This window comes from Clostridium fessum, assembly GCF_027698965.1.
Classification (GTDB): domain Bacteria; phylum Bacillota; class Clostridia; order Lachnospirales; family Lachnospiraceae; genus Otoolea; species Otoolea fessa.
Map to the genome: position 1 here is coordinate 13136 of NZ_JAQEQF010000003.1, position 20053 is coordinate 33188.

The following is a 20053-nucleotide window of genomic DNA, read 5'->3' on the forward strand; positions in this document are numbered from 1 at the left end:
GTCGGGAATGAATCGGATATGAGGCATTGCCGCAGGCAGAAAAGCTGCGCCGTGTGAGTGAGCACAGAATCACAAGCCGGAAGACGTTGCGGAGAAAGCAGAGAAGGAGGATGAGATATATGGTTCAGAGAAAGAAAACATTAGCCAAGACAGCGGCAAAGAAATCTGTTTCAACGGAAGAGAAAAAGGTTCCGTCTGTTGTGGAGAAAAAAGAGACAGCCGTAGCTGAAGTGGCGAAGAAAGAAACGGCAGTGGCAGCAGTCGCAAAGAAAGAGACAGCGGTAGCGGAAGTGGCAAAGAAGGAAACAGCTGTTGCAGCGGTGGAGAAAAAAGAGACGGCAGTAGCATCCGTTCCGAAAAAGGAAACTGCACTGGCACATGTAGAGAAGAAAGAAACAGCCGTAGCGCCGGTACAGAAGAAGGAGACCGCCCTCGCAGAGAAGAAAGAGATGGCAGCAGCCGCAGAGAAAAAGGAGACAGACGTGACCGTAAAGAAAACAACTGCAAAGAGAACCACAAAGACAACCACAAAGACAACCACTGCAGCAAAGAAGACAGCTGAGAAAAAGGAAGTAAAGACAGTTGCATACGTACAGTACGCAGGTGCGGAGATTTCTATCGAGAAGCTGGAGGCAGAAGCAAAGAAAGCATATGCAGCTCTGGGACATAAAGAGGACGAGATTGAGACTCTGACCCTGTATGTTAAACCGGAAGAGCGTGCCGTTTACTATGTGGTAAATGGAGAAGGTTCCAGCGAGTACAAGATTGTGTACTAAGGTGGGCGTTCGGTGAAGTTTCCGGCTCTGTATGACGGGAAGTTTACATACCATATCTGCTTAAAATGAGGGAGCAGGTATAAAAATCTAAGAATGGTAAAAAGCCAGTTTTTATATCTTTGGTGTATTAAGAGAGATATAGAACTGGCTTTTTTTGTTGATAGGGAGATGTTTAAAAAACGCTTTGCAAGAATTACAACAGGGAATGCGGATGATTCGATGCCAGGCGTAGTGAAGGAAAAAACAGCCAGAACAGTACGCCAGCGGTTAAGGTCAGGCAAATTTCCATGGCACTGTTGATGATTCCCGATAAAATCCAGCTGTCCAGACAGAAAACACAAGAAATCCAGAGAAGCAGGAGGCAGAGGCGCCCACGGGCAGCAGGAGAATCCAAAGAGTGAGTCAATTTGCTGAAAAAGGCAGTATGGGAGTTTGTTTGGGAATAACGGGCAGGAGCTGGGGACGAAAGATAGAACTGCAAGCTTAAATAAAACAGATTATAAAGAAATAACAGTGCAGCCGCCAGCGCCAGAAGCGTGTGAAGGATAGCACAGACTGGGAGGTGCTCCGGGGTATAGGGCAGCAGGGCAGCGGCAGTGAGGAGAAGCAGGCAGCATTTTGCCTGGCGGGGGCGGTACAGGGAGAGTTGGGAGTAGAAAAAGCCGCCGCAGAGCAGGCACCAGAGAAAAAATTCCCCACGCCGGTGCAGTGCGATGCTGATACTGGAAAAATTGGAAGAAAACAGATTGCATCCGCGTGTGAGTGAGAAACTAAAAAATGGGAGGAGAACGAACGTAAATATCCATCGAATCATGAGGATAGTGTGGGAAAATGGGGCGGAAAAGATACTGGAAAGAAGAGGCAGAAATAGTTGACGGAATTGCTGTTTATGTAATAGTATTATTATTTAGAAAAGATGAATTATATGTTTGATTAAGAAGGATAATACAAAACCATGATAAATTTACCAGCAGCATTTACTGAACGTATGAAACAGATGCTCGGCAGGGAGTACGATGCGTTTATCGCCAGTTATGATAAGGAGCGCTCACAGGGACTGCGCGTGAACGGACTGAAAGCGGATCCGGCTGAATTTGCTAAGACGGCTCCATTTTCTCTGAATCCGGTTGCGTGGGCGGCGGAGGGATTCGCTTATGGGGCGGAGGAGCGTCCGGGGCGTCATCCGTACCACGATGCGGGCGTTTACTATATTCAGGAGCCGAGCGCGATGATTGCGGCTTCGCTTTTAAACCCGCAGCCGGGGGAAATGATTCTGGATCTCTGTGCGGCACCGGGCGGAAAATCGACGCAGGCGGCGGCGAGACTGGGCGGAGAAGGACTTCTGGTGAGCAATGAGATCCATCCGGCGCGTGCAAAGATTCTCTCGCAGAATATCGAGCGCATGGGAATCCGGAATGCGGTTGTGACAAATGAAGATTCCGGGCGGCTGACGAAGTATTTTCCGGCATTTTTTGATGGGATCATCGTGGATGCGCCGTGTTCCGGCGAGGGAATGTTCCGCAAGGATGAGACGGCGGTCACGGAATGGAGTCCGGAGAATGTGCATCGCTGTGCTGGGCGGCAGCAGGAGATTCTTGAAAATGCGGCGATGATGCTGAAACCGGGCGGACGTCTGGTGTACTCTACATGTACTTTTGCACCGGAGGAGGACGAGCAGGCGATCGGACGTTTTTTAGAGGCACATCCAGAGTTTACGATAGAGGAAACGCCGGACTATCCGGGACTTTCGCACGGCGTTCCAGCCTGGGGCGCGGGCGTGACGGATGGAATTGAGAAAACGGTCCGTATCTGGCCGCACCGGACCGAGGGAGAAGGCCATTATGCGGCACTTCTTCGAAAAACGGGCGAGCCGGAGAGCGTGAAGCGTAAATATCCGGCTTCGGTGAAAGACAAGAAGCTTCTGGCAGTCTATGAGGATTTCTGCAAAGAGATATTTATTGAGCCGAAGAAATGGACAGCGGACAGTACGATGACGATGTTTGGCGATCAGCTTTACCGGACGCCGGAGGAGATGGTCGATTTTAAGGGGCTGCGGGTGCTTCGCCCGGGGCTTCAGATGGGAGAATTTAAGAAAAACCGTTTTGAGCCGTCCCACGCGCTGGCACTTGCCCTGCATCCATCGGAGGTAAAACAGAACGTGAACCTGTCTGCCAACGCGCCGGAGACGGCGGCATACCTGCGTGGCGAGACGATCCAGCTTTCTGAGGAAGACGCCGGAAAAGGCTGGTGCCTTGTGAGTGTGGACGGGTATTCGCTCGGATGGGGCAAGAAGAGCGGCGGGACGCTGAAAAACCATTATCCGAAGGGACTGCGGAAGCAGTATTAATAGAAGAAGGAAAAATCCTCCGGCATCGGAGCCGTAAACTCCATTGCTTCCCCAGTGATCGGATGCCGGAATGCCACCGTATAGGAGTGAAGCGCCTGCCGTCCGATGAAGCGGTAATCCGGGTTGTATAGAAAATCCCCTAAAAGCGGGTGCCCGATGGCTTTCATGTGGACCCGGATCTGGTGGGTGCGTCCCGTTTCCAGGCGAAGCCGGACGAGGGAGCAGCCGAGATCGTCCCGGTAATCGAGACACCGGTAATGGGTGACGGCGTGTTCCCCATGATCCATATCGATGCAGCGTTCGATGGTGGAACCATCTTTTCGGGCGATCGGCAGATCGATGGTGCCAGATCCTTCTGGTTTACCGGCAACAATCGCGAGATATTCGCGGCGTATCTCTTTTTTTGCAGTCATGGCGGAGAGAAATGCGCCGCTTATTTTATGTTTGGCGATCAGCAGAAGACCGGTGGTGTCTCGGTCTAAGCGGTTCACGGCACGGAACACGAAATGTTCGCCGCGCGAGGCAAACCGGTACGCGAGGGCGTTTGCCAGCGTATTTTCATGGTGTCCCTGGGACGGGTGGACAGGCATTCCGGTGGCTTTGTTGAGTATTATGAGATCTTCGTCTTCATATACTATATCGATCGGAAGATTGACCGGAAGAATATCTGAAGAAACGGGTTCGTCCGGGAGAAAGAGCGTCAGGGTGTCTCCGATCTGAAGCGGTGTGTTCAGCCAGGACGGTGTTCCGTTCAGGCAGATCTGCTTAGGGTTCTGTTTGAGCTCGATGAGGATGCGGCGGGAATATCCGGCATCGCGGAGGAAGGCGCCGATGGTGTCAGCTTTGTTTTTATTTGTAATAGTGTATGATAATGTCCGTTTCATTTAGGGAACCTCTTTGTAATCATTGTGATGCCAATAAGGATAACATAAAAGCAAGGAGGCTGCAATCTCATAGTATTTTTTGAAGGATTCTCGAAACCCTATTGACTTGCGATCAAAAACCTAGTATCATTACTAATAAGTAAGGCTGTTTTTATTCAAATTACTTATAAGTAGAACTAATAAATACAATGCAGAGAAAAGGAGAATGAACGATGGCAAAAGTAGGAATTGTAATGGGAAGCGATTCGGACATGCCGATCATGGCACAGGCAGCAGATTTTCTGGACAAGATGGGGATTGATTATGAAATGACAATCATTTCTGCACACCGTGAGCCAGACATCTTTTTTAACTATGCAAAATCCGCTGAGGAGAAAGGCTTTAAGGTTATCATTGCAGGTGCTGGTAAGGCAGCGCATCTGCCGGGTATGTGCGCGGCACTGTTCTCGATGCCGGTGATCGGTATTCCGATGAAAACCTCGGATTTAGGCGGAGTTGATTCTCTGTATTCGATCGTACAGATGCCATCCGGTATTCCGGTTGCAACGGTAGCGATCAACGGCGGTAAGAACGCGGGTATTCTGGCAGCCAAGATTCTGGCAACTTCCGATCCGGAGCTGTTAGCGAAATTAAAGGCATACTCCGAGGAGATGAAGAATGAAGTAGCCGGTAAGGATGAGAAATTACAGAAACTGGGACATAAAGAGTATCTGGCACAGAAATAAAAACAAAAAATATAAACAAGGACATACGGAGGAAAACCATGGATTACAAGAATTCCGGAGTAGATATTGAGGCTGGTTATAAGTCAGTAGAACTGATGAAAGAGCATGTAAAGAAAACGATGCGCGAGGAGGTGCTGGGAGGTCTGGGCGGCTTTGCCGGTGCATTCTCCCTGGCAAAGATTAAAGAGATGGAAGAGCCGGTTCTCTTGTCTGGTACGGACGGCTGCGGCACAAAGGTAAAGCTGGCGATCATCATGGACAAGCATGACACGATCGGTATCGATGCAGTTGCGATGTGTGTCAACGACATTGCATGTGCAGGTGGCGAGCCGCTGTTTTTCCTGGACTATATTGCCTGCGGCAAGAACTATCCGGAAAAGATCGCGGATATCGTAAAAGGCGTTGCAGAAGGCTGCTTACAGTCGGAGGCAGCTCTGATCGGCGGCGAGACAGCCGAGCATCCGGGGCTGATGCCGGAGGAAGATTATGATCTGGCTGGTTTTGCTGTCGGTGTGGTTGATAAAAAAGACATGATTACCGGCGAAAACCTGAAACCGGGTGATGTACTGATCGGTATGGCATCCACCGGCGTTCACAGCAATGGTTTCTCCCTGGTCCGCAAGGTATTTGAGAAGGAACTCAACAAAGAGGGATTGGAGACCTACTATGAGGAGTTGGGAACCACGCTTGGCGAGGCACTTCTGGCACCGACCCGTATCTATGTAAAGGCGCTGAAAGCAGTGAAGAATGCAGGCGTGACTGTGAAAGCGTGCAGCCATATCACAGGCGGCGGCTTCTATGAGAATGTTCCGCGTATGCTGAAAGACGGTGTCCGCGCAGTCATCAAGAAAGACAGCTATCAGATTCCGCCGATCTTCGGTATGCTGGCGAAGAAAGGCGATATCGAGGAGCATATGATGTACAATACCTACAACATGGGTATCGGCATGGTCGTAGCAGTCGATGCGGCTGATGCAGACCGTGCGATGGAGGCAATGAAGTCCGCGGGCGATACACCGTACATTATCGGTTCCATTGAGGCGGGAGAAAAGGGAGTAACATTATGCTAAGAGTCGTTGTAATGGTGTCTGGCGGCGGTACAAATCTGCAGGCAATCCTGGATGCGGTTGATAACGGCAAGATCACGAACGCAGAGGTTGCAGCGGTTATCAGCAACAATGAGGGCGTTTATGCGATTGAGCGCGCGAAAAAACACGGTGTCCCGGCGTTTGTTGTGACTCCGAAGGCGTATGAGACGCGAGATGCATTCGATGAGGCGCTTTTAGAGACCGTCAAGGCGTGTAAGCCGGATCTCATCGTTCTGGCTGGATTTCTTGTGAAGATTCCGGCGGCGATGATCGAGGCATACAGAAATAAAATTATCAATATCCACCCGTCCCTGATTCCGTCCTTCTGTGGCGTCGGCTATTATGGACTGAAGGTGCATGAGGCGGCACTGGCGCGCGGCGTCAAGGTGACGGGCGCGACGGTTCACTATGTGGATGAGGGAACCGATACCGGTCCGATCCTCTTCCAGAAAGCTGTAGAGGTGCAGCCGGATGATACGCCGAAGACGCTGCAGCAGCGCGTGATGGAACAGGCAGAGTGGGTACTGCTTCCGCAGGCGATCGATGCGATTGCAAACGGAAGAATATAAGGAGAAGAACATGAAAGTTTTAATCGTTGGCAGCGGCGGACGTGAGCATGCGATCGCATGGAAAGTGGCTCAGAGTCCGAAGGTAGATAAAATTTATTGTGCACCGGGCAATGCAGGAATCGCAGAGTATGCAGAGTGTGTGCCGATCAGTGCAATGGAATTTGATAAGCTGGCGGCATTTGCGAAAGAGCATGAGGTTGATCTGACCGTGATTGGCATGGACGATCCGCTGGTCGGCGGTATCGTGGATGTGTTCGAGGCACAGGGACTGCGTGTATTTGGACCGAGAAAAAATGCGGCGATTCTGGAAGGATCGAAGGCATTTTCCAAGGATCTGATGAAGAAATACAACATTCCGACCGCAGCCTATGAGACTTTTACCGATCCGCACAAGGCGCTGGAATACTTACAGACCGCTAAGATGCCGATCGTTTTGAAAGCAGATGGTCTGGCACTTGGAAAAGGTGTTCTGATCTGCAATACTTTAGAGGAAGCAGAGGCAGGCGTCAAGGAGATCATGGAGGACAAGAAGTTTGGTTCTGCCGGCAATCAGATGGTCATCGAGGAGTTCATGACAGGACGCGAGGTTTCTGTCCTTTCCTTCGTCGATGGCGATACGATCCGCATTATGACCTCCTCCCAGGACCACAAGCGGGCGCTGGACGGCGATCGGGGCTTAAATACAGGCGGTATGGGAACCTTCTCACCAAGCCCGTTCTACACAAAAGAAGTAGATGAATTCTGCAAAAAGTACATCTATCAGCCGTCGGTTGACGCGATGAAGAAGGAAGGACGTATCTTCAAGGGAATCATTTTTTTCGGTCTGATGCTGACCGAAGATGGTCCGAAGGTGCTGGAATACAATGCTCGTTTCGGCGATCCGGAGACACAGGTTGTCCTGCCGCGCATGAAGAACGATATCGTGGAAGTCTTTGAGGCATGTATCGACGGAACCCTGGATCAGATCCAGCTGGAATTTGAGGACAATGCGGCAGTCTGTGTTGTTCTGGCGTCGGATGGTTATCCGGTGAAATATGAAAAAGGTTTCAAGATTCACGGTCTGGAGAAATTCAAAGACACGGACGGTTACTATGTATTCCATGCAGGCACGAAGTTCGATGCAGACGGCGATATCGTGACAAACGGCGGTCGAGTGCTGGGCGTTACTGCAAAGGGCAAAGACCTGAAAGAGGCGCGCGCCAACGCATACAAGGCGACCGAGTGGATCGATTTCGCTAACAAATATATGCGCCATGATATCGGGCATGCGATTGATGAGGCGTAGGGGAAGCGGAAGCGATTGTCAATACAGAAATGTGATTCGTATTTGCGGGACTCATTGCCTTCCTTATCACGAGAAAGGTACGGAACCGCTGCATTTACGAGAAAACAGTAAAGTGCCCATATAAGAGGCGCGGAGCGGAAAACTGTAAGACCTGCCAATACTTCTATAAGAGAGGTGTGACATCGGAAGACAAGAAGGGCTTCGAGAGATTCAAAGAAGAGAAATAACGAAAAATGCCGGGTAAGACGACGATTCTTATCCGGCGTTTTTGCATATGTTCTTTTCTTTCTCTTTCTTTTTTATAAAAAATGTGAGACAATAAAAGAAAACAGAAGTTCTAAAAAAGTAAAAGCGGGAGGATTTTATGGAAAAAAAATTAAAACTTCCGGTTGGAATTGATGGATTCGAAAAGATACGTCGAAATGGTTTTTACTATATCGACAAAACAAAATTAATCGAACAGTTATTTTTAAATTGGGGTGAAGTGAATCTTTTCACACGCCCACGCCGATTCGGAAAGACCCTCAACATGAGTATGCTGAAGAGCTTTTTTGAGATTGGAACGGATACATCACTGTTTGATGGGCTGTATGTTTCTGAGAATAAGGAACTGTGCGAGCAGCATCAGGGGCAATATCCGGTTATCTTTCTTTCTTTAAAGGACGTGGAGGGATTGAGTTTTTCAGAAGCAAAACGTAAATGTATTCAACTGATCAAACGGGAAGCTGAAAGATTTTATGATCTGAAAAACAGCGAGCGACTTCTGGATATAGATAAAAAGAATTATTGCCGACTTTTAGATATGACAGTCCAGGAAGAAGATTCCGACATTGTATCTTCTTCTATAAAGATGCTGTCGGCTCTTTTATATAAGCATTATGGTAAAAAAACAGTCATTCTCATCGATGAGTACGATGTCCCGCTGGATAAAGCATTTCAGCATGGATATTACAAAGAAATGGTTCACTTTATTCGCGGACTGTTAGGTGAAGCATTAAAAACAAACGATTCGCTTTCATTCGCAGTGCTGACCGGCTGCCTTCGTGTTTCGAAAGAAAGTATCTTTACGGGCCTCAACAATTTCAAGATCCTGTCGATCACGGATACGCGTTTTGACGAACAGTTCGGTTTTACAGATACGGAAGTGCGGAAACTGCTTTTAGATTATCATCTGGAGGATCGCTTCGAAGAAGTGAAGGAGTGGTACGATGGATACAGATTCGGAAATGCAGATGTATACTGTCCATGGGATGTAATAAATTTTGTGGACCGCGCGAAGGATGACAAAGAGGCAAAGCCGGAAGCGTACTGGATCAACACAAGCGGAAATGACCTCGTAAAGCGTTTTATCGATAAAGCAAATAAAACGACGAAGAATGAAATTGAGCGCCTGATCAACGGTGAAGCCATCGAAAAGGAGCTTCGCCTGGATCTCACGTATGAAGAGGTCGATCAGAGCATCGAAAATCTCTGGAGCGTTCTTTTTACGACCGGGTATTTGACGCAGAGTGGAAGAAATGAAGACGGAGCTTATCGGCTGATTATTCCAAACCGGGAAGTACGAGAAGTCTTTCGTCTTCAGATTAACGAGTGGTTTAAAAAGTCGATCTTCAGTAACACGGAGCGTCTAACAGCATTCTGGAAGGCTTTTGAAGAAGGAGATACCGAAGGTGTCGAGCAGTATTTAAACCGCGTACTCAGTAATTCCATCAGCGTATTTGATACAAAGGCAAGGAAAGAAGAAAAAGAAAGCTCTTATCATAACCTTCTCGTCGGGATCCTTACTGGAAACGCAGACTGGCTTGTAAAGTCAAACGTTGAAGCCGGAGAAGGATTTGCGGATATCATCGTAGAAACGGACGATCCAGATGCGGGAATCGTCGCAGAACTAAAATATACAAAAAACTTTGACGATATGAAGATGACTTGTCAAAAGGCTATTGATCAGATCAGGGATCGCCGTTATCAGGAATATCTTCTGAATGATGATCGGAAGGACATCCGGCTGTATGGTATTACCTTCTGTAAGAAACGGTGCTGTGCAATCAGTGAAAAACTGTGAGATATTGAGGCTTGTGATGATCGTGCGATCACTTTGTAATTTTCTCAAAAATACGTATCTGAAAAACAAATTGCCCTTTAAACCATTATCCGCTTGTGAGATAATAAGATTATAAGAAAAACAAAATACTCAAAAAAAGGAGAGATGAATATGAAGATAAGAAAGAAGCTAATCGCATCTGCAATGATTGTAGCCATGATGATGGGCACAGCAACGACTGCACTCGCCGGTCAGTGGCAGCAGAATTCAAAAGGCTGGTGGTGGCAGGAGGATAATGGCACTTACCCAAAGTCACAGTGGCAGTGGATCGATGGCAATAAAGATGGCATTGCAGAATGCTATTACTTTGATGGCAGCGGCTATATGCTTTCAAATGCCACAACCCCGGATGGATACGTAGTAAACGGTGATGGGGCATGGACGGAAGGAGGAGCCGTAAAGACGAAGAATGTAAGCACAGAACCCGTAACGACAAATACGTCAAACGGCACGGTTGCAAATTCACAGGCTCCGGCAACTGATGTCTATAGCGGAACCTATGCATACAATATTGGCACTTACTCGTTTTCAATGAAGATCGTGTATGATCCGGCAACCAAGACGCTGACAGATACCGAGTGGCTTCCGGGATTTGGCGGAGTCACGGATACGTACCATTATGCAGGTGTGAATGAGATGGGCTACACCGTGTTTGAGTGCATAAGTTCGAATAAAACCGCCATCAGTAGCAATTCATATATTTATTTCTCGGCGCCTGGTGTAATGGTCGTAGAGACTGAGAATGGCTATGAGAATGTAAAGAAGCAGTAAAAAGGAGAAATCGATGAAGTTACGAAAGAAGTTAATCGCGTTATCTGCGCTTACATTATCACTCATCATGGTTGTTCCGGTGTTTGCAGATAACCCGATCGGATGGCAGAAGAATGAAACAGGATGGTGGTACGGAACGAATGCCACCGGAACAACCTGGTATCACGATGGCTGGCAGTGGATTGATGGAAACAAGGATGGAATTTCAGAGTGCTACTATTTCACTCCGAACGGATACATCGTGACAAATGGGAAAACCCCGGATGGATATGATGTAAATGCCGATGGTCAGTGGACCATAAATGGTGTCGTACAGACCATAGGCGCTGCGGCAGCTACAACAAATACCAATAGACCATCATCGAAGGAAATTCTGGATTACCTGTATCGTGGAAGAACAGATACACAATATTTCGGAAAAATCGACACTTCAAAACCGGAGTGGAACAATGGCGTCACCAACATTTACATGATAGATGCTGTTGGCGCTCCACGTTGGAGCCATACACATGGCGGATGGTATTATTTAGGCTACGACAATACGGACGTAGAAGCGGTTGCGCTGAATGATGAAGGCTATCTTCTTGCAGATACCGTGACACCGGATGGATATTATGTAAATAAGCGGGGTGTGCTCGAAATTGATGGCCGTGAAGTAACGCACTGCGAAGAATGCCTGTATACCGCAAGCAGCGTAAATGTGCCGGATCCAAATCATGTGGATCTAAGTAAATATAACGATTGGGAAATCGGCATCGGCCATAGTTGGCGCATGAGTAGTTTCCCATACGGAAAACTGATTTATAATCATGTTACTGGAATGGATAGAGAACAGGGTGGCATCGGCTCCAACATTGTAAGCCATAATGATTTCGGTGTTTGTTCGGTATGGGAAGTAGAAAACTCTTATAAGCACACAAAAAAATAAATAGATTTTAAAGCAGCGGGAGGAATCCTGCTGCTTTTTTTGTGCTGATAGAAAAACACCGGATTTTCACGAGACCAAGGAAGGTACGCATGAATTTCACCAAAAACACGATTTACACAACATATAATAATTAGGATAACACCGGAAAAAGAACGGGGGCAGACAATGATAAAACGAAGAAAGAAAATAGCGGCGATGCTTGTGGCAAGTATGATTCTTGTGACAAGCCTGCCAAATACAGCAGAAGCGTTTAGGCTCCAGCACAGGAAAAGAGCCATAATGATTGTCTGGATTTTGGAAAAAAATGCTTTTAAAAAATACATTAAAAACATTCAATCGTACTATAATAGAAAGAAAAGACAAGCTGTTTTTATGCAATTAAAAGGAGGACAATGCAATGGCTAACAAATATGCAGGAACCCAGACGGAAAAGAACCTGAGGGAGGCTTTTTCTGGTGAATCACAGGCAAGAAATAAATATACCTATTTTGCATCCAAGGCAAAAAAAGAGGGATTTGAGCAGATTTCCGCCCTTTTTTTAAAGACCGCAGACAATGAGAAAGAACACGCAAAGATGTGGTTTAAGGAATTAAACGGTCTGGGAAATACCGCAGAGAATTTGGCATCTGCTGCAGACGGCGAGAATTATGAGTGGACAGATATGTACGATGGATTTGCCAAGACTGCTGAGGAAGAAGGATTTTCGGAACTGGCAGCGAAATTTCGTATGGTAGCGGAGATCGAAAAGCACCATGAAGAGCGCTACCGTGCCCTGCTTCACAATGTGGAAACGCAGGAAGTATTTAAGAAGAGCGAAGTGAAGGTATGGGAATGCCGCAACTGCGGTCATATCGTAGTAGGCGAGAAAGCACCGGAAGTCTGTCCGGTATGTGCACATCCGCAGGCTTACTTCGAGATTCATGCAAAGAATTACTAAATCTGGGGATTTGCTTTCAATAGGGGCTTGCTATTTGGGAGAAAATTGTATATAATCAAATCAGAACAAATGTTCTATACTTGGGAGGGGGACAGATGGTGGCAGCAGGCGCTGCCGATTCCTTATTGTGTATAAAAAAGGAAGATGCATCATATAAAAGATACGAAAATTAAGCAGGCTGTTTTGGAACAGTTCATATGAGATCGTCTTTTTTATCATTCGCACCAGATGTTTCGAAGGAACAATGCCGGGTAGAACATTGGATTGACACAGGAAATGCGCCAGGAACAGTAAAAATGACGCCGGAAGAAATTGAAAATTTGAATGCACGGATTTTACGGACATCTGGAACGGAAATGCATGATTTGAAAAATGAAGCCTTTGCCAAAGAAGAGAGAGTTGTTTATGATAAATGGTGTGGAAATTTCTTATCATTTGGGATACAGGGGATAAATTGGACTGTGCGTGATGCTCAAAATTCCGTGGATAAAAATGTTCATATCAAATATGGAATCGCGATTTCACAGGGGTTGATCAAACAGTTTCCGATGGAGACTTTTTTAGCCGATGAGGAGGATCCATCCGATCCGGAGTGGGATGAGGCAGCACTTTGTCTCTGTATGGTCGGGGAACCGCTTTTGATTTTGGGTTCGGTGCAGGAGGAGAGTTATCTGTATGTCCGGAATGAATGCAGCGAGGGCTGGATATCGGCAGAGTCGGTGGCAGTCTGTCGGAACCGGGCGGAATGGCTGATGGCGGCATTTCCGATCCATCCGTTAGTAGTGACAGGGGACATGGTCTGGCTGGAAGCAAGTGCGGTCTATCCGGGAACCAGTGCATACCGGCTTCGGATGGGTACGGTGTTGGAATTGTGCGTGGAAGAAGGAATTCCAGAGATAAAAGAAACAATAGAAACAAACAGAATAAAAGGGACAGGAGCGCTAATAGAGACAACAGAAGCACAGGCAGAACAGAGGGTACAGAACAGACTGTCTTGGAATAATTACATCGTCTGGCTTCCATGCCGCGCCCCGGATGGCAGTTTCTTCCGGCAAAAAGGACTGATTCCGATGAGCCGGGATGTATCAGTGGGGTATTTGAATCTGACAACCGGTGGGATTCTTAAACAGGCATTCAAGTGTCTGGGAGATCGTTACGGCTGGGGCGGGATGCTGGAAAGCCGGGATTGTTCTTCCTATATCCGGGAAGTGTACCGCTGTTTTGGATGGATCCTGCCTCGCAATACGACCGGTCAGCTGCAGATGCCAGTTAGAAAAATAGAGCTGGCGGGGCGGTGCTGCTCAGAAAAAGAGCAGATTTTAAGAGCATTAGAACCGGGCACACTTCTATATTTTCCGGGACATGTGATGATGTATCTGGGATATGAGAATGACAATTTTTATGTCATAAACGATGTGAGCAGGCTGGTAAAAGAAGGAGAAACGATGCCAGTGCGTGTACGATCGGTGATTGTCAATACGCTGGCAGTCAGACGTCCCAATCTGCGGACTTGGATGGAGGAGCTGACGCTTGCTTTGATTCCTTGGGAAACATGAAGCGTACAGCAGACAGAAAAAGGGAGAAAAAGAGAGATGAAGATAATTGTATGTGTGGATAATCAGAACGGCATGATGTTCAATCACAGACGGCAGAGCCAGGACCGCGTGCTTAGAAAGCGTATTCTAGAGCTGACAGGTGGGAAAAAACTGTGGATGAATGCATACAGCCAGAAACAGTTTTTACAGGTGAATGGAAATATGTCAAAAGAACAGGAACAATCCGGGCAGATTCAGGCAGATGAAGCGTTTTTGGAAAAGGCGGGGCCGGGAGAGTACTGTTTTGTCGAGAACAAGGATGTTGTTCCGTATGAGAGCCGGATCGAAGAAGTGATTCTTTGTCATTGGAACCGGGATTATCCGGCAGATATGTATTTTAAGATGGATCTGGGCAGCTGGAAGCTGGCAGAAACGCAGGAATATGCGGGTTCCTCGCATGAGAAAATCACAGAAGAGCGGTATGTGCGCAGGTAAAAAATATACATAAAAAGTAAGTACAATATAAAAGAGTAAGAAAAACATAAAAAACAAGTCAAATATAAAAAAGAGCCGGTTCTGCACCTGAAAATCAGGCGCCAGAACGCGCAAATCTACATGGCTCTGAAAGGGATAGGCTTAAACGGAAAGGCAGAAATTCATATGAGAAAATTGAAAATGTGGCTTCTGGGGCTGGCTGCAGCGGCGATGCTGTCTGTTTCAGCGTGCGCGCAGGAGATTCCAGAGGAAAGTCTGAATGGAAACGGAAGTGTCAGCGCGGAGGAAAATCAGGCGGAAAGTGCGGACGGAGATTCGCAGGCGGTGTCATCGTCAGAAAATGGTGGAAACCGTGTATCTTCTGCTTCGGGAACGTCATTTAATCTGGCGGATGTACCGGCATATTCCGGTCAGCCGTATGTGGCGGTCAATGGAAATGTGCCGTATTTTACCGATGCGGACCTGACGGATGTATCATTTGAGAGTTACAGTGATCTGGACAGCCTGGGGCGCTGCGGCGTGGCATATGCTTCGGTCTCGCAGGACACGATGCCGACGGAGAAGCGCGGCTCGATCGGGGAAGTCAAGCCGACGGGCTGGCATACGGCGAAGTATGACAATGTGGATGGAAAGTATCTCTATAACCGCTGTCATCTGATCGGCTACCAGCTTACGGCGGAGAATGCCAATGTCGAAAACCTGATTACCGGAACCCGCTATCTGAACGTACAGGGAATGCTGCCATTTGAAAATCTGACAGCCGATTACGTGAAAGAAACCGGAAACCATGTCATGTACCGCGTGACACCGGTTTTTGAGGGCAATAATCTGGTTGTCTCCGGCGTCCTGATGGAGGCGGAATCCGTCGAGGATCAGGGCGAGGGAGTGCTGTTCTGCGTGTACGTCTATAATGTCCAGCCGGGTATTGCGATCGATTATGCGACAGGAGAAAGCTGGGCGGACGGTTCTGGAAGTGCGGGAAGCACAGCCGGACAGGGAACGGCTGGAAATGGCAGCAGCCAGAATCAATCGGCTGGATCGGGAGCAGCTGGTTCGTCGGGAGGCGGCGCTGGATCCTCTGGAAGCAGCGCGACGGTTCAGACCTACATTCTCAATACCAACTCGAAAAAATTTCATCTTCCAAGCTGCACATCTGTCACCCAGATGAAGGCGGCAAACCGGCAGGAATTTACCGGTACGCGCAATGAAGTGATTGCAGAGGGATATGAACCATGTAAGAACTGCAATCCCTGATAAAACAGGGATGCAAAGTGTCTCGTTTGTGCTGTGTATGGAAAGAATCGGATGAGAACACGGTTAAGGAAGTTTCAAGAAGAAGCAATTCCTTAAAGAAAAGTTATAAGAGAAATTTTCCGCTTACGATACGCCCCCGGTGTACATCCGGTCAGGCGTTTGAAACAGGAAGAATAGTAGCTTTGTGTTGTAAAGCCGGAGCTTTGGGCAATTTCCGCGATAGATAGGCGGGAGTTGTTCAAAAGCTCCTGGCTTTTTTTGATCCGGTATTCAAGGAGATACTGGAAAATCGTGATGCCAGTCATCCGTTTGAAAAAACGTTCACATTCTTCCGGACAGAGGCAGACTGCGTCAGAGATCTCGCGCAGGGTGATTTTCTGCGAGTAATGCGCCTGCAAGTAGTGAAAAATCTCTTTCAGGCGGCTGTTGGCGGCAGAAGTATCACCGCGTTTATTGAACGTGGATTCGTCTTGACGGAGAAAGCGCCAGGCGATGATCCAGAGGGAAAACAGGATACCATATACCTGAAACGAGCTTTCAGGTGTGTGATTCTCTGAAAGCTGTAAAATACGGCAGATGGAGTCCGCCAGCAGAGAGCCGTCGGGGGTGAGGGCGTCAAACTGGAAAAAAGACAAGGTTTCCTCATTCAAAAGGGGCAGAACCATCGCATCCGACAAAGCAGCCCCGCTGGCAGCAGTCAGAAGCGCCGGGGAAAAATTGATGCAGTAGTAGGAGGAATCCGTCGTCAATGGCAAAGCGCTGTGGACGAGCCGCCGGTTTAAAAAAATACCGCAGCCGGACGAAATCGGGAATCTGGAACCAGGCGTCTGAAAACAGACCTCGCCGCGCTTGACCAGGCAGAACTGGAAATCTTCATGCCAGTGCCAGCTCACAAGCTGATAAGACGGATCGGAAAAGTCGGTTCGGTACACCGAAACCGGAAAATCCGGGAAAATACGAATCAGGTTTTCCTCCCGGTCAGAATTTATGGAAAGATAGTTTGTAATCATAATAACCTCAATATAATGAAAAAACAAGCCGATATTTTTATATATAAATAAAGATAATACCGATATAATGATAAAGTCAATGAAAAAGAACGAAACTCATAAAAGAATAGTGGAGAAATGAAAGATGTTAAAAAGGAATAGAGATGGAAAGAATCAAATGAACATCAAGGAGTCGAATCATGCCACAGAAAAACAGGCATCAAATTCCACAGAAGTTCCTTCTTCGTCTGCCCGCCTCGGCGCTCTCTGCTGCATGATCGGCGCGACTAGCTGGGGATTTTCGGGAACATGCGGGGAGGCACTGTTTTCATCCTACCCGATCGATGCGGCGTGGGTGACGGCGCTTAGAATGCTGGGGGCGGGGACGATTCTTCTGCTTGCTGCCGCTGCGAAGGGAAAATTGCCGGTGCGGGCACTGGTTCAGGATAAGAAAGCGATGGCTCAGATGGTGCTGTTTTCGTTTCTGGGATTGGTGCTGTCCCAGTATGCGTACTTAAATGCAATCAAATGGACCAATTCGGGAACGGCGACGGTGCTGCAGAATTTATCGATTATCTTCGTGGCGGTCTTTGTATGCGCGGCAGAACGTACATTGCCCACGAAACGGACGTTTTTCTGTATCTGTCTGGCATTCTTTGGAGTCTGGCTGATCGCGACGGGAGGAAGACTGGACGGCATGGAACTGACGGCGAAGGGACTTTTCTGGGGAATCATGGGAGGTGTCGGCGCAGCTGCGTATTTCCTGCTTTCAAAAAATCCGGTGAAGCAGTGGGGAAGTATTCCTGCAACCGGAATGGGAATGTTTATCGGCGGCGTGTTTCTATCGGGAGCCGTCCGCATCTGGGAAGTTCCGGCGGAGCTGGACGGTCATGCCGCATTTTATCTGGGTGTGCTTGTGATACTGGGAAGTGCGGTTGCGTATACTCTTTTTTTAAAGGGAGTTTCTTTGACGGGACCGGTGCGCGCTTCGGTGCTTGCCTGCCTGGAACCGCTGACGGCGGCGTGCCTGTCAGCGGTCTGGCTGAATTCCGTTTTTACACCGGCAGAGTTGATTGGATTCGTCTGTATTCTGGCGACGGTTTTGATTATGAAATAGTATAAGAATAATATTAGAGATTTACTTTTTTAACAACACTTTGCAAGAATTCTCCTATCCTCTTTAGTGTGGCAGTATCAATAGAGAGAAAAAGGATTGATAATTTCACAAAATATTCACAAATAATTAGCACTCACCTATTGATAATGGAAGTCGATTTTTGTTCTGTCTTGTGTATCCTAGAAGTGCCTGTTTTACAGGCTTTCCGGGGCATCAGCCATTTTGTCTGGTATTGTAAAGCAGTGTCAGATTTGTCGTAAATGTCGTAAATTTGTGGTCAAAAAAAGATGAGAAATGGAGAGTGCTAATAAAATGAAATTAACGTATACAAATGTAAATGGATATCTAATCCCGAATCTCACCTATAAATCCGGTGAACAGATGGAGCAACTTGGCAAGTATGGTTTTCTTCGCAGAGATTATCTGAAAAACCATCGAAATTCAACTTATCAGGTGATGCTTCTGCAGGACACCATTGGAGAGCATCTTCTGGAAGTGGACAAGGCAGCCAGAGAATGGGAAAAGGTAATTCTGAAGCAGTTAGAAGAAAAAGAACCACTGCCGGATAAAGAAGCAGATCAGATGACCTGGGTAAGAGCTGTTAATCAGCACAGAGCGATTGCGGAAGAAATTATTCTCAAGGAATTGATTTATGTTTAAATGAAGGTGATGAGGTCGTGGAATGCGACCTCATTATTATATGTGACCATGAAAAAGCAGTAGGCAGAATGAGAAAAATAGGGTAATATAACAGTAAGCAGTTGGGACAGTTTTGAAATGCCAATTTGGCATTTCAAGTTATAGAAGGGGATCGATAATGAAAAAAGAGATATTAATAGCAGATAATATTGATAATATTTATGATGAAATAAATGCGTTAATCAGGGAAAAGAAAACTAATGTAAAAAAAGTTGTGAATGATGCCATTATTTCTCTTAATTGGGGAATTGGAAAAAGACTTAGTGTGGAGTTAACTGGAAATAATAAGCCTGAGTATGGAAAAAAGGTTGTTGCAGAAGTCAGTAAACGGCTGGAACAGGAGTATGGTTCGGGATTTGATAAAACATCAATTTCAAGAATGATTAAGTTTTATCAGGAATTTCCTGACTTCGAAAAAGTTGCGACATTGTCGCAACAATTGACCTGGTCGCATTTTGTAGAGATTCTGCCAATACAAGATGAGTTAAAAAGAGATTTTTATGCTGCAATGTGTATGCAGGAAAACTGGTCAGTGCGAACACTGCGTGAAAGAAAAAAATCCATGCTTTATGAACGAACTGCAATATCGAAGAAACCAGAAGAAAGGAAAGAAGAATAGAAATTTTCAATTTAATAATGAAGTGCAGAGAAAGGCGTGAGTCATAGAAATGTGGCTTGCGTCTTTTTCTGTCTGGAAAGGAAGTGAGATAGAATGGCACAGATTTTTCGTGTAGAGAGAACTAAGAATTTTACGGTAATGAGTAATCACCATTTCAAGAATAAGAAGCCAGATTGAAAAAGGGGAAGTCATTGCATGGAGCAAAGATAAATATAACCTGTTCCATCAGCAGGTGAAAGACAGCTTAGTAGCGGATTGTGCAATGGCAGTGTTAAAAGCACTGGAAAATTGTATCAGCAAAGAAAAGTTTAAGGAAAAAATGAAACAGTTTGGATGGAATGTAAATTGGACAGAGAAACGGAAGCACATTACTTTTCAGAACCAGGATGGGAAGAAGGTGAGAGACAGCAATCTGTCAAAAACATTTCATCTGGATATCAGCAAGGAGGGACTAGAGAATGAATTTGATAGAAATAGGAAAAAATCCAGAGATATTGAAATCAGAGAAAGCAGAGCAGCCGAAGAATTTACAAATTATTACAGAGAACTTGACACAGCTATCGCAGCTGCCGGAGGAATCACCGATCAAGCTCAAAGTAGAAAAAGATCTTCTAATGCAGAGTTTCGAGAGAGCGAAAGAGTTCATGCGGACACAGAAAAAGCAGATACAGATGCTGGAAGAAGAGAAACAGACGATCTTGTCCGACAGGCAGAGATTGCGAGAAGAAGTTCGGAAATCAACCGTAGGAATTCAGTGTCTGACAACCGAATTGTCCGAAACGCAGAAGCTGAATCAATCGCTTCAGCAGAGCAACGACGATCTGAGGAACAGAAAATCTGTCTGAATAGAACAGACTTGTAAAACTGCAGAAAGCATCTGCGGAGTGGAAACTGAATACACGAGGAAAATAAAAAATTGAAACACCAAGACTTG

The 20053-nt window shown here is 46.7% G+C and carries 21 protein-coding genes; 19 read left to right on the forward strand and 2 right to left on the reverse strand.

The window, feature by feature from the left end; translation table 11 throughout:
- Positions 1-119 precede the first annotated feature (119 nt).
- The 3 genes from PG862_RS04655 (at position 120) to PG862_RS04665 (ending at position 3123) form a co-directional block, all read left to right on the forward strand.
- On the forward strand, positions 120-776 hold the full coding sequence (locus PG862_RS04655) for a DUF6465 family protein (protein ID WP_117796331.1): 657 nt from the start codon (positions 120-122) through the stop codon (positions 774-776).
- Positions 777-1314: 538 nt separating this feature from the next.
- Positions 1315-1542, forward strand: coding sequence for a hypothetical protein (locus tag PG862_RS04660; RefSeq protein ID WP_270706691.1), 228 nt, complete (start codon positions 1315-1317; stop codon positions 1540-1542).
- Between the two features lie 189 nt (positions 1543-1731).
- Positions 1732-3123, forward strand: coding sequence for an RsmF rRNA methyltransferase first C-terminal domain-containing protein (locus PG862_RS04665; RefSeq protein ID WP_270706692.1), 1392 nt, complete (start codon positions 1732-1734; stop codon positions 3121-3123).
- Here the strand turns inward: PG862_RS04665 and PG862_RS04670 are convergent.
- Positions 3120-4007: an RluA family pseudouridine synthase gene (locus PG862_RS04670; protein WP_270706693.1), complete on the reverse strand. Its 888-nt coding sequence runs from the start codon at positions 4005-4007 to the stop codon at positions 3120-3122. The two genes, PG862_RS04665 and PG862_RS04670, sit on opposite strands and share 4 nt — an antisense overlap.
- Before the next feature lie 212 nt (positions 4008-4219).
- Here PG862_RS04670 and purE point away from each other — a divergent pair, with 212 nt between their 5' ends.
- The 12 genes from purE to PG862_RS04730 all read left to right on the forward strand — a co-directional run bounded on the left by purE (position 4220) and on the right by PG862_RS04730 (position 15695).
- A complete protein-coding gene (purE, locus tag PG862_RS04675) occupies positions 4220-4732 on the forward strand; it encodes a 5-(carboxyamino)imidazole ribonucleotide mutase (RefSeq protein WP_270706694.1) in 513 nt (170 codons plus the stop codon).
- Between the two features lie 38 nt (positions 4733-4770).
- Positions 4771-5802, forward strand: coding sequence for a phosphoribosylformylglycinamidine cyclo-ligase (gene purM / locus PG862_RS04680; RefSeq protein ID WP_270706695.1), 1032 nt, complete (start codon positions 4771-4773; stop codon positions 5800-5802).
- Positions 5796-6389 carry a phosphoribosylglycinamide formyltransferase gene (purN, locus tag PG862_RS04685; protein WP_107000366.1) on the forward strand — a complete coding sequence of 198 codons (594 nt, stop codon included), beginning with the start codon at positions 5796-5798 and terminating at the stop codon, positions 6387-6389. The genes purM and purN overlap by 7 nt, the downstream gene beginning before the upstream one ends.
- A gap of 10 nt (positions 6390-6399) precedes the next feature.
- A complete protein-coding gene (purD, locus tag PG862_RS04690) occupies positions 6400-7674 on the forward strand; it encodes a phosphoribosylamine--glycine ligase (protein WP_270706696.1) in 1275 nt (424 codons plus the stop codon).
- Between the two features lie 364 nt (positions 7675-8038).
- Positions 8039-9736 carry an AAA family ATPase gene (locus tag PG862_RS04695; protein ID WP_118467816.1) on the forward strand — a complete coding sequence of 566 codons (1698 nt, stop codon included), beginning with the start codon at positions 8039-8041 and terminating at the stop codon, positions 9734-9736.
- 150 nt (positions 9737-9886) lie between these two features.
- Entirely contained in the window at positions 9887-10546 is a 660-nt protein-coding gene (locus PG862_RS04700) for a hypothetical protein (protein ID WP_118570054.1), read from the forward strand.
- Positions 10547-10559: 13 nt separating this feature from the next.
- A complete protein-coding gene (locus PG862_RS04705) occupies positions 10560-11474 on the forward strand; it encodes a hypothetical protein (RefSeq protein WP_270706697.1) in 915 nt (304 codons plus the stop codon).
- 165 nt (positions 11475-11639) lie between these two features.
- Positions 11640-11879, forward strand: a complete 240-nt coding sequence (locus tag PG862_RS04710) for a hypothetical protein (RefSeq protein ID WP_270706698.1) — start codon at positions 11640-11642, stop codon at positions 11877-11879.
- A complete protein-coding gene (gene rbr / locus PG862_RS04715; RefSeq protein ID WP_270706700.1) occupies positions 11872-12411 on the forward strand; it encodes a rubrerythrin in 540 nt (179 codons plus the stop codon). The genes PG862_RS04710 and rbr overlap by 8 nt, the downstream gene beginning before the upstream one ends.
- Positions 12412-12872: 461 nt before the next feature.
- Positions 12873-13967, forward strand: coding sequence for a C40 family peptidase (locus PG862_RS04720; protein ID WP_182431271.1), 1095 nt, complete (start codon positions 12873-12875; stop codon positions 13965-13967).
- Positions 13968-14003: 36 nt separating this feature from the next.
- Positions 14004-14441, forward strand: a complete 438-nt coding sequence (locus PG862_RS04725; RefSeq protein ID WP_118472116.1) for a ribonuclease Z — start codon at positions 14004-14006, stop codon at positions 14439-14441.
- A gap of 165 nt (positions 14442-14606) precedes the next feature.
- Positions 14607-15695, forward strand: a complete 1089-nt coding sequence (locus tag PG862_RS04730; RefSeq protein ID WP_118472135.1) for a DNA/RNA non-specific endonuclease — start codon at positions 14607-14609, stop codon at positions 15693-15695.
- Positions 15696-15787: 92 nt separating this feature from the next.
- Here PG862_RS04730 and PG862_RS04735 read toward each other — a convergent pair whose 3' ends face one another.
- Positions 15788-16705 (reverse strand): AraC family transcriptional regulator, encoded by a 918-nt coding sequence (locus PG862_RS04735; RefSeq protein ID WP_270706701.1) that lies wholly within the window; start codon positions 16703-16705, stop codon positions 15788-15790.
- Positions 16706-16829: 124 nt separating this feature from the next.
- On the opposite strand from PG862_RS04735, the gene PG862_RS04740 reads away from it, so the two are divergent.
- The 4 genes from PG862_RS04740 (at position 16830) to PG862_RS04755 (ending at position 19981) form a co-directional block, all read left to right on the forward strand.
- The gene (locus PG862_RS04740) at positions 16830-17801 is read left to right on the forward strand and encodes a DMT family transporter (protein WP_118491800.1); all 972 of its coding nucleotides are present in this window, start codon (positions 16830-16832) and stop codon (positions 17799-17801) included.
- Between the two features lie 312 nt (positions 17802-18113).
- Positions 18114-18461, forward strand: a complete 348-nt coding sequence (locus tag PG862_RS04745; RefSeq protein ID WP_117796340.1) for a TnpV protein — start codon at positions 18114-18116, stop codon at positions 18459-18461.
- Between the two features lie 157 nt (positions 18462-18618).
- A complete protein-coding gene (locus PG862_RS04750) occupies positions 18619-19119 on the forward strand; it encodes a DUF1016 N-terminal domain-containing protein (protein ID WP_107000358.1) in 501 nt (166 codons plus the stop codon).
- Positions 19120-19381: 262 nt separating this feature from the next.
- Positions 19382-19981, forward strand: a complete 600-nt coding sequence (locus PG862_RS04755; protein ID WP_182436610.1) for a hypothetical protein — start codon at positions 19382-19384, stop codon at positions 19979-19981.
- Positions 19982-20053: the final 72 nt, after the last annotated feature.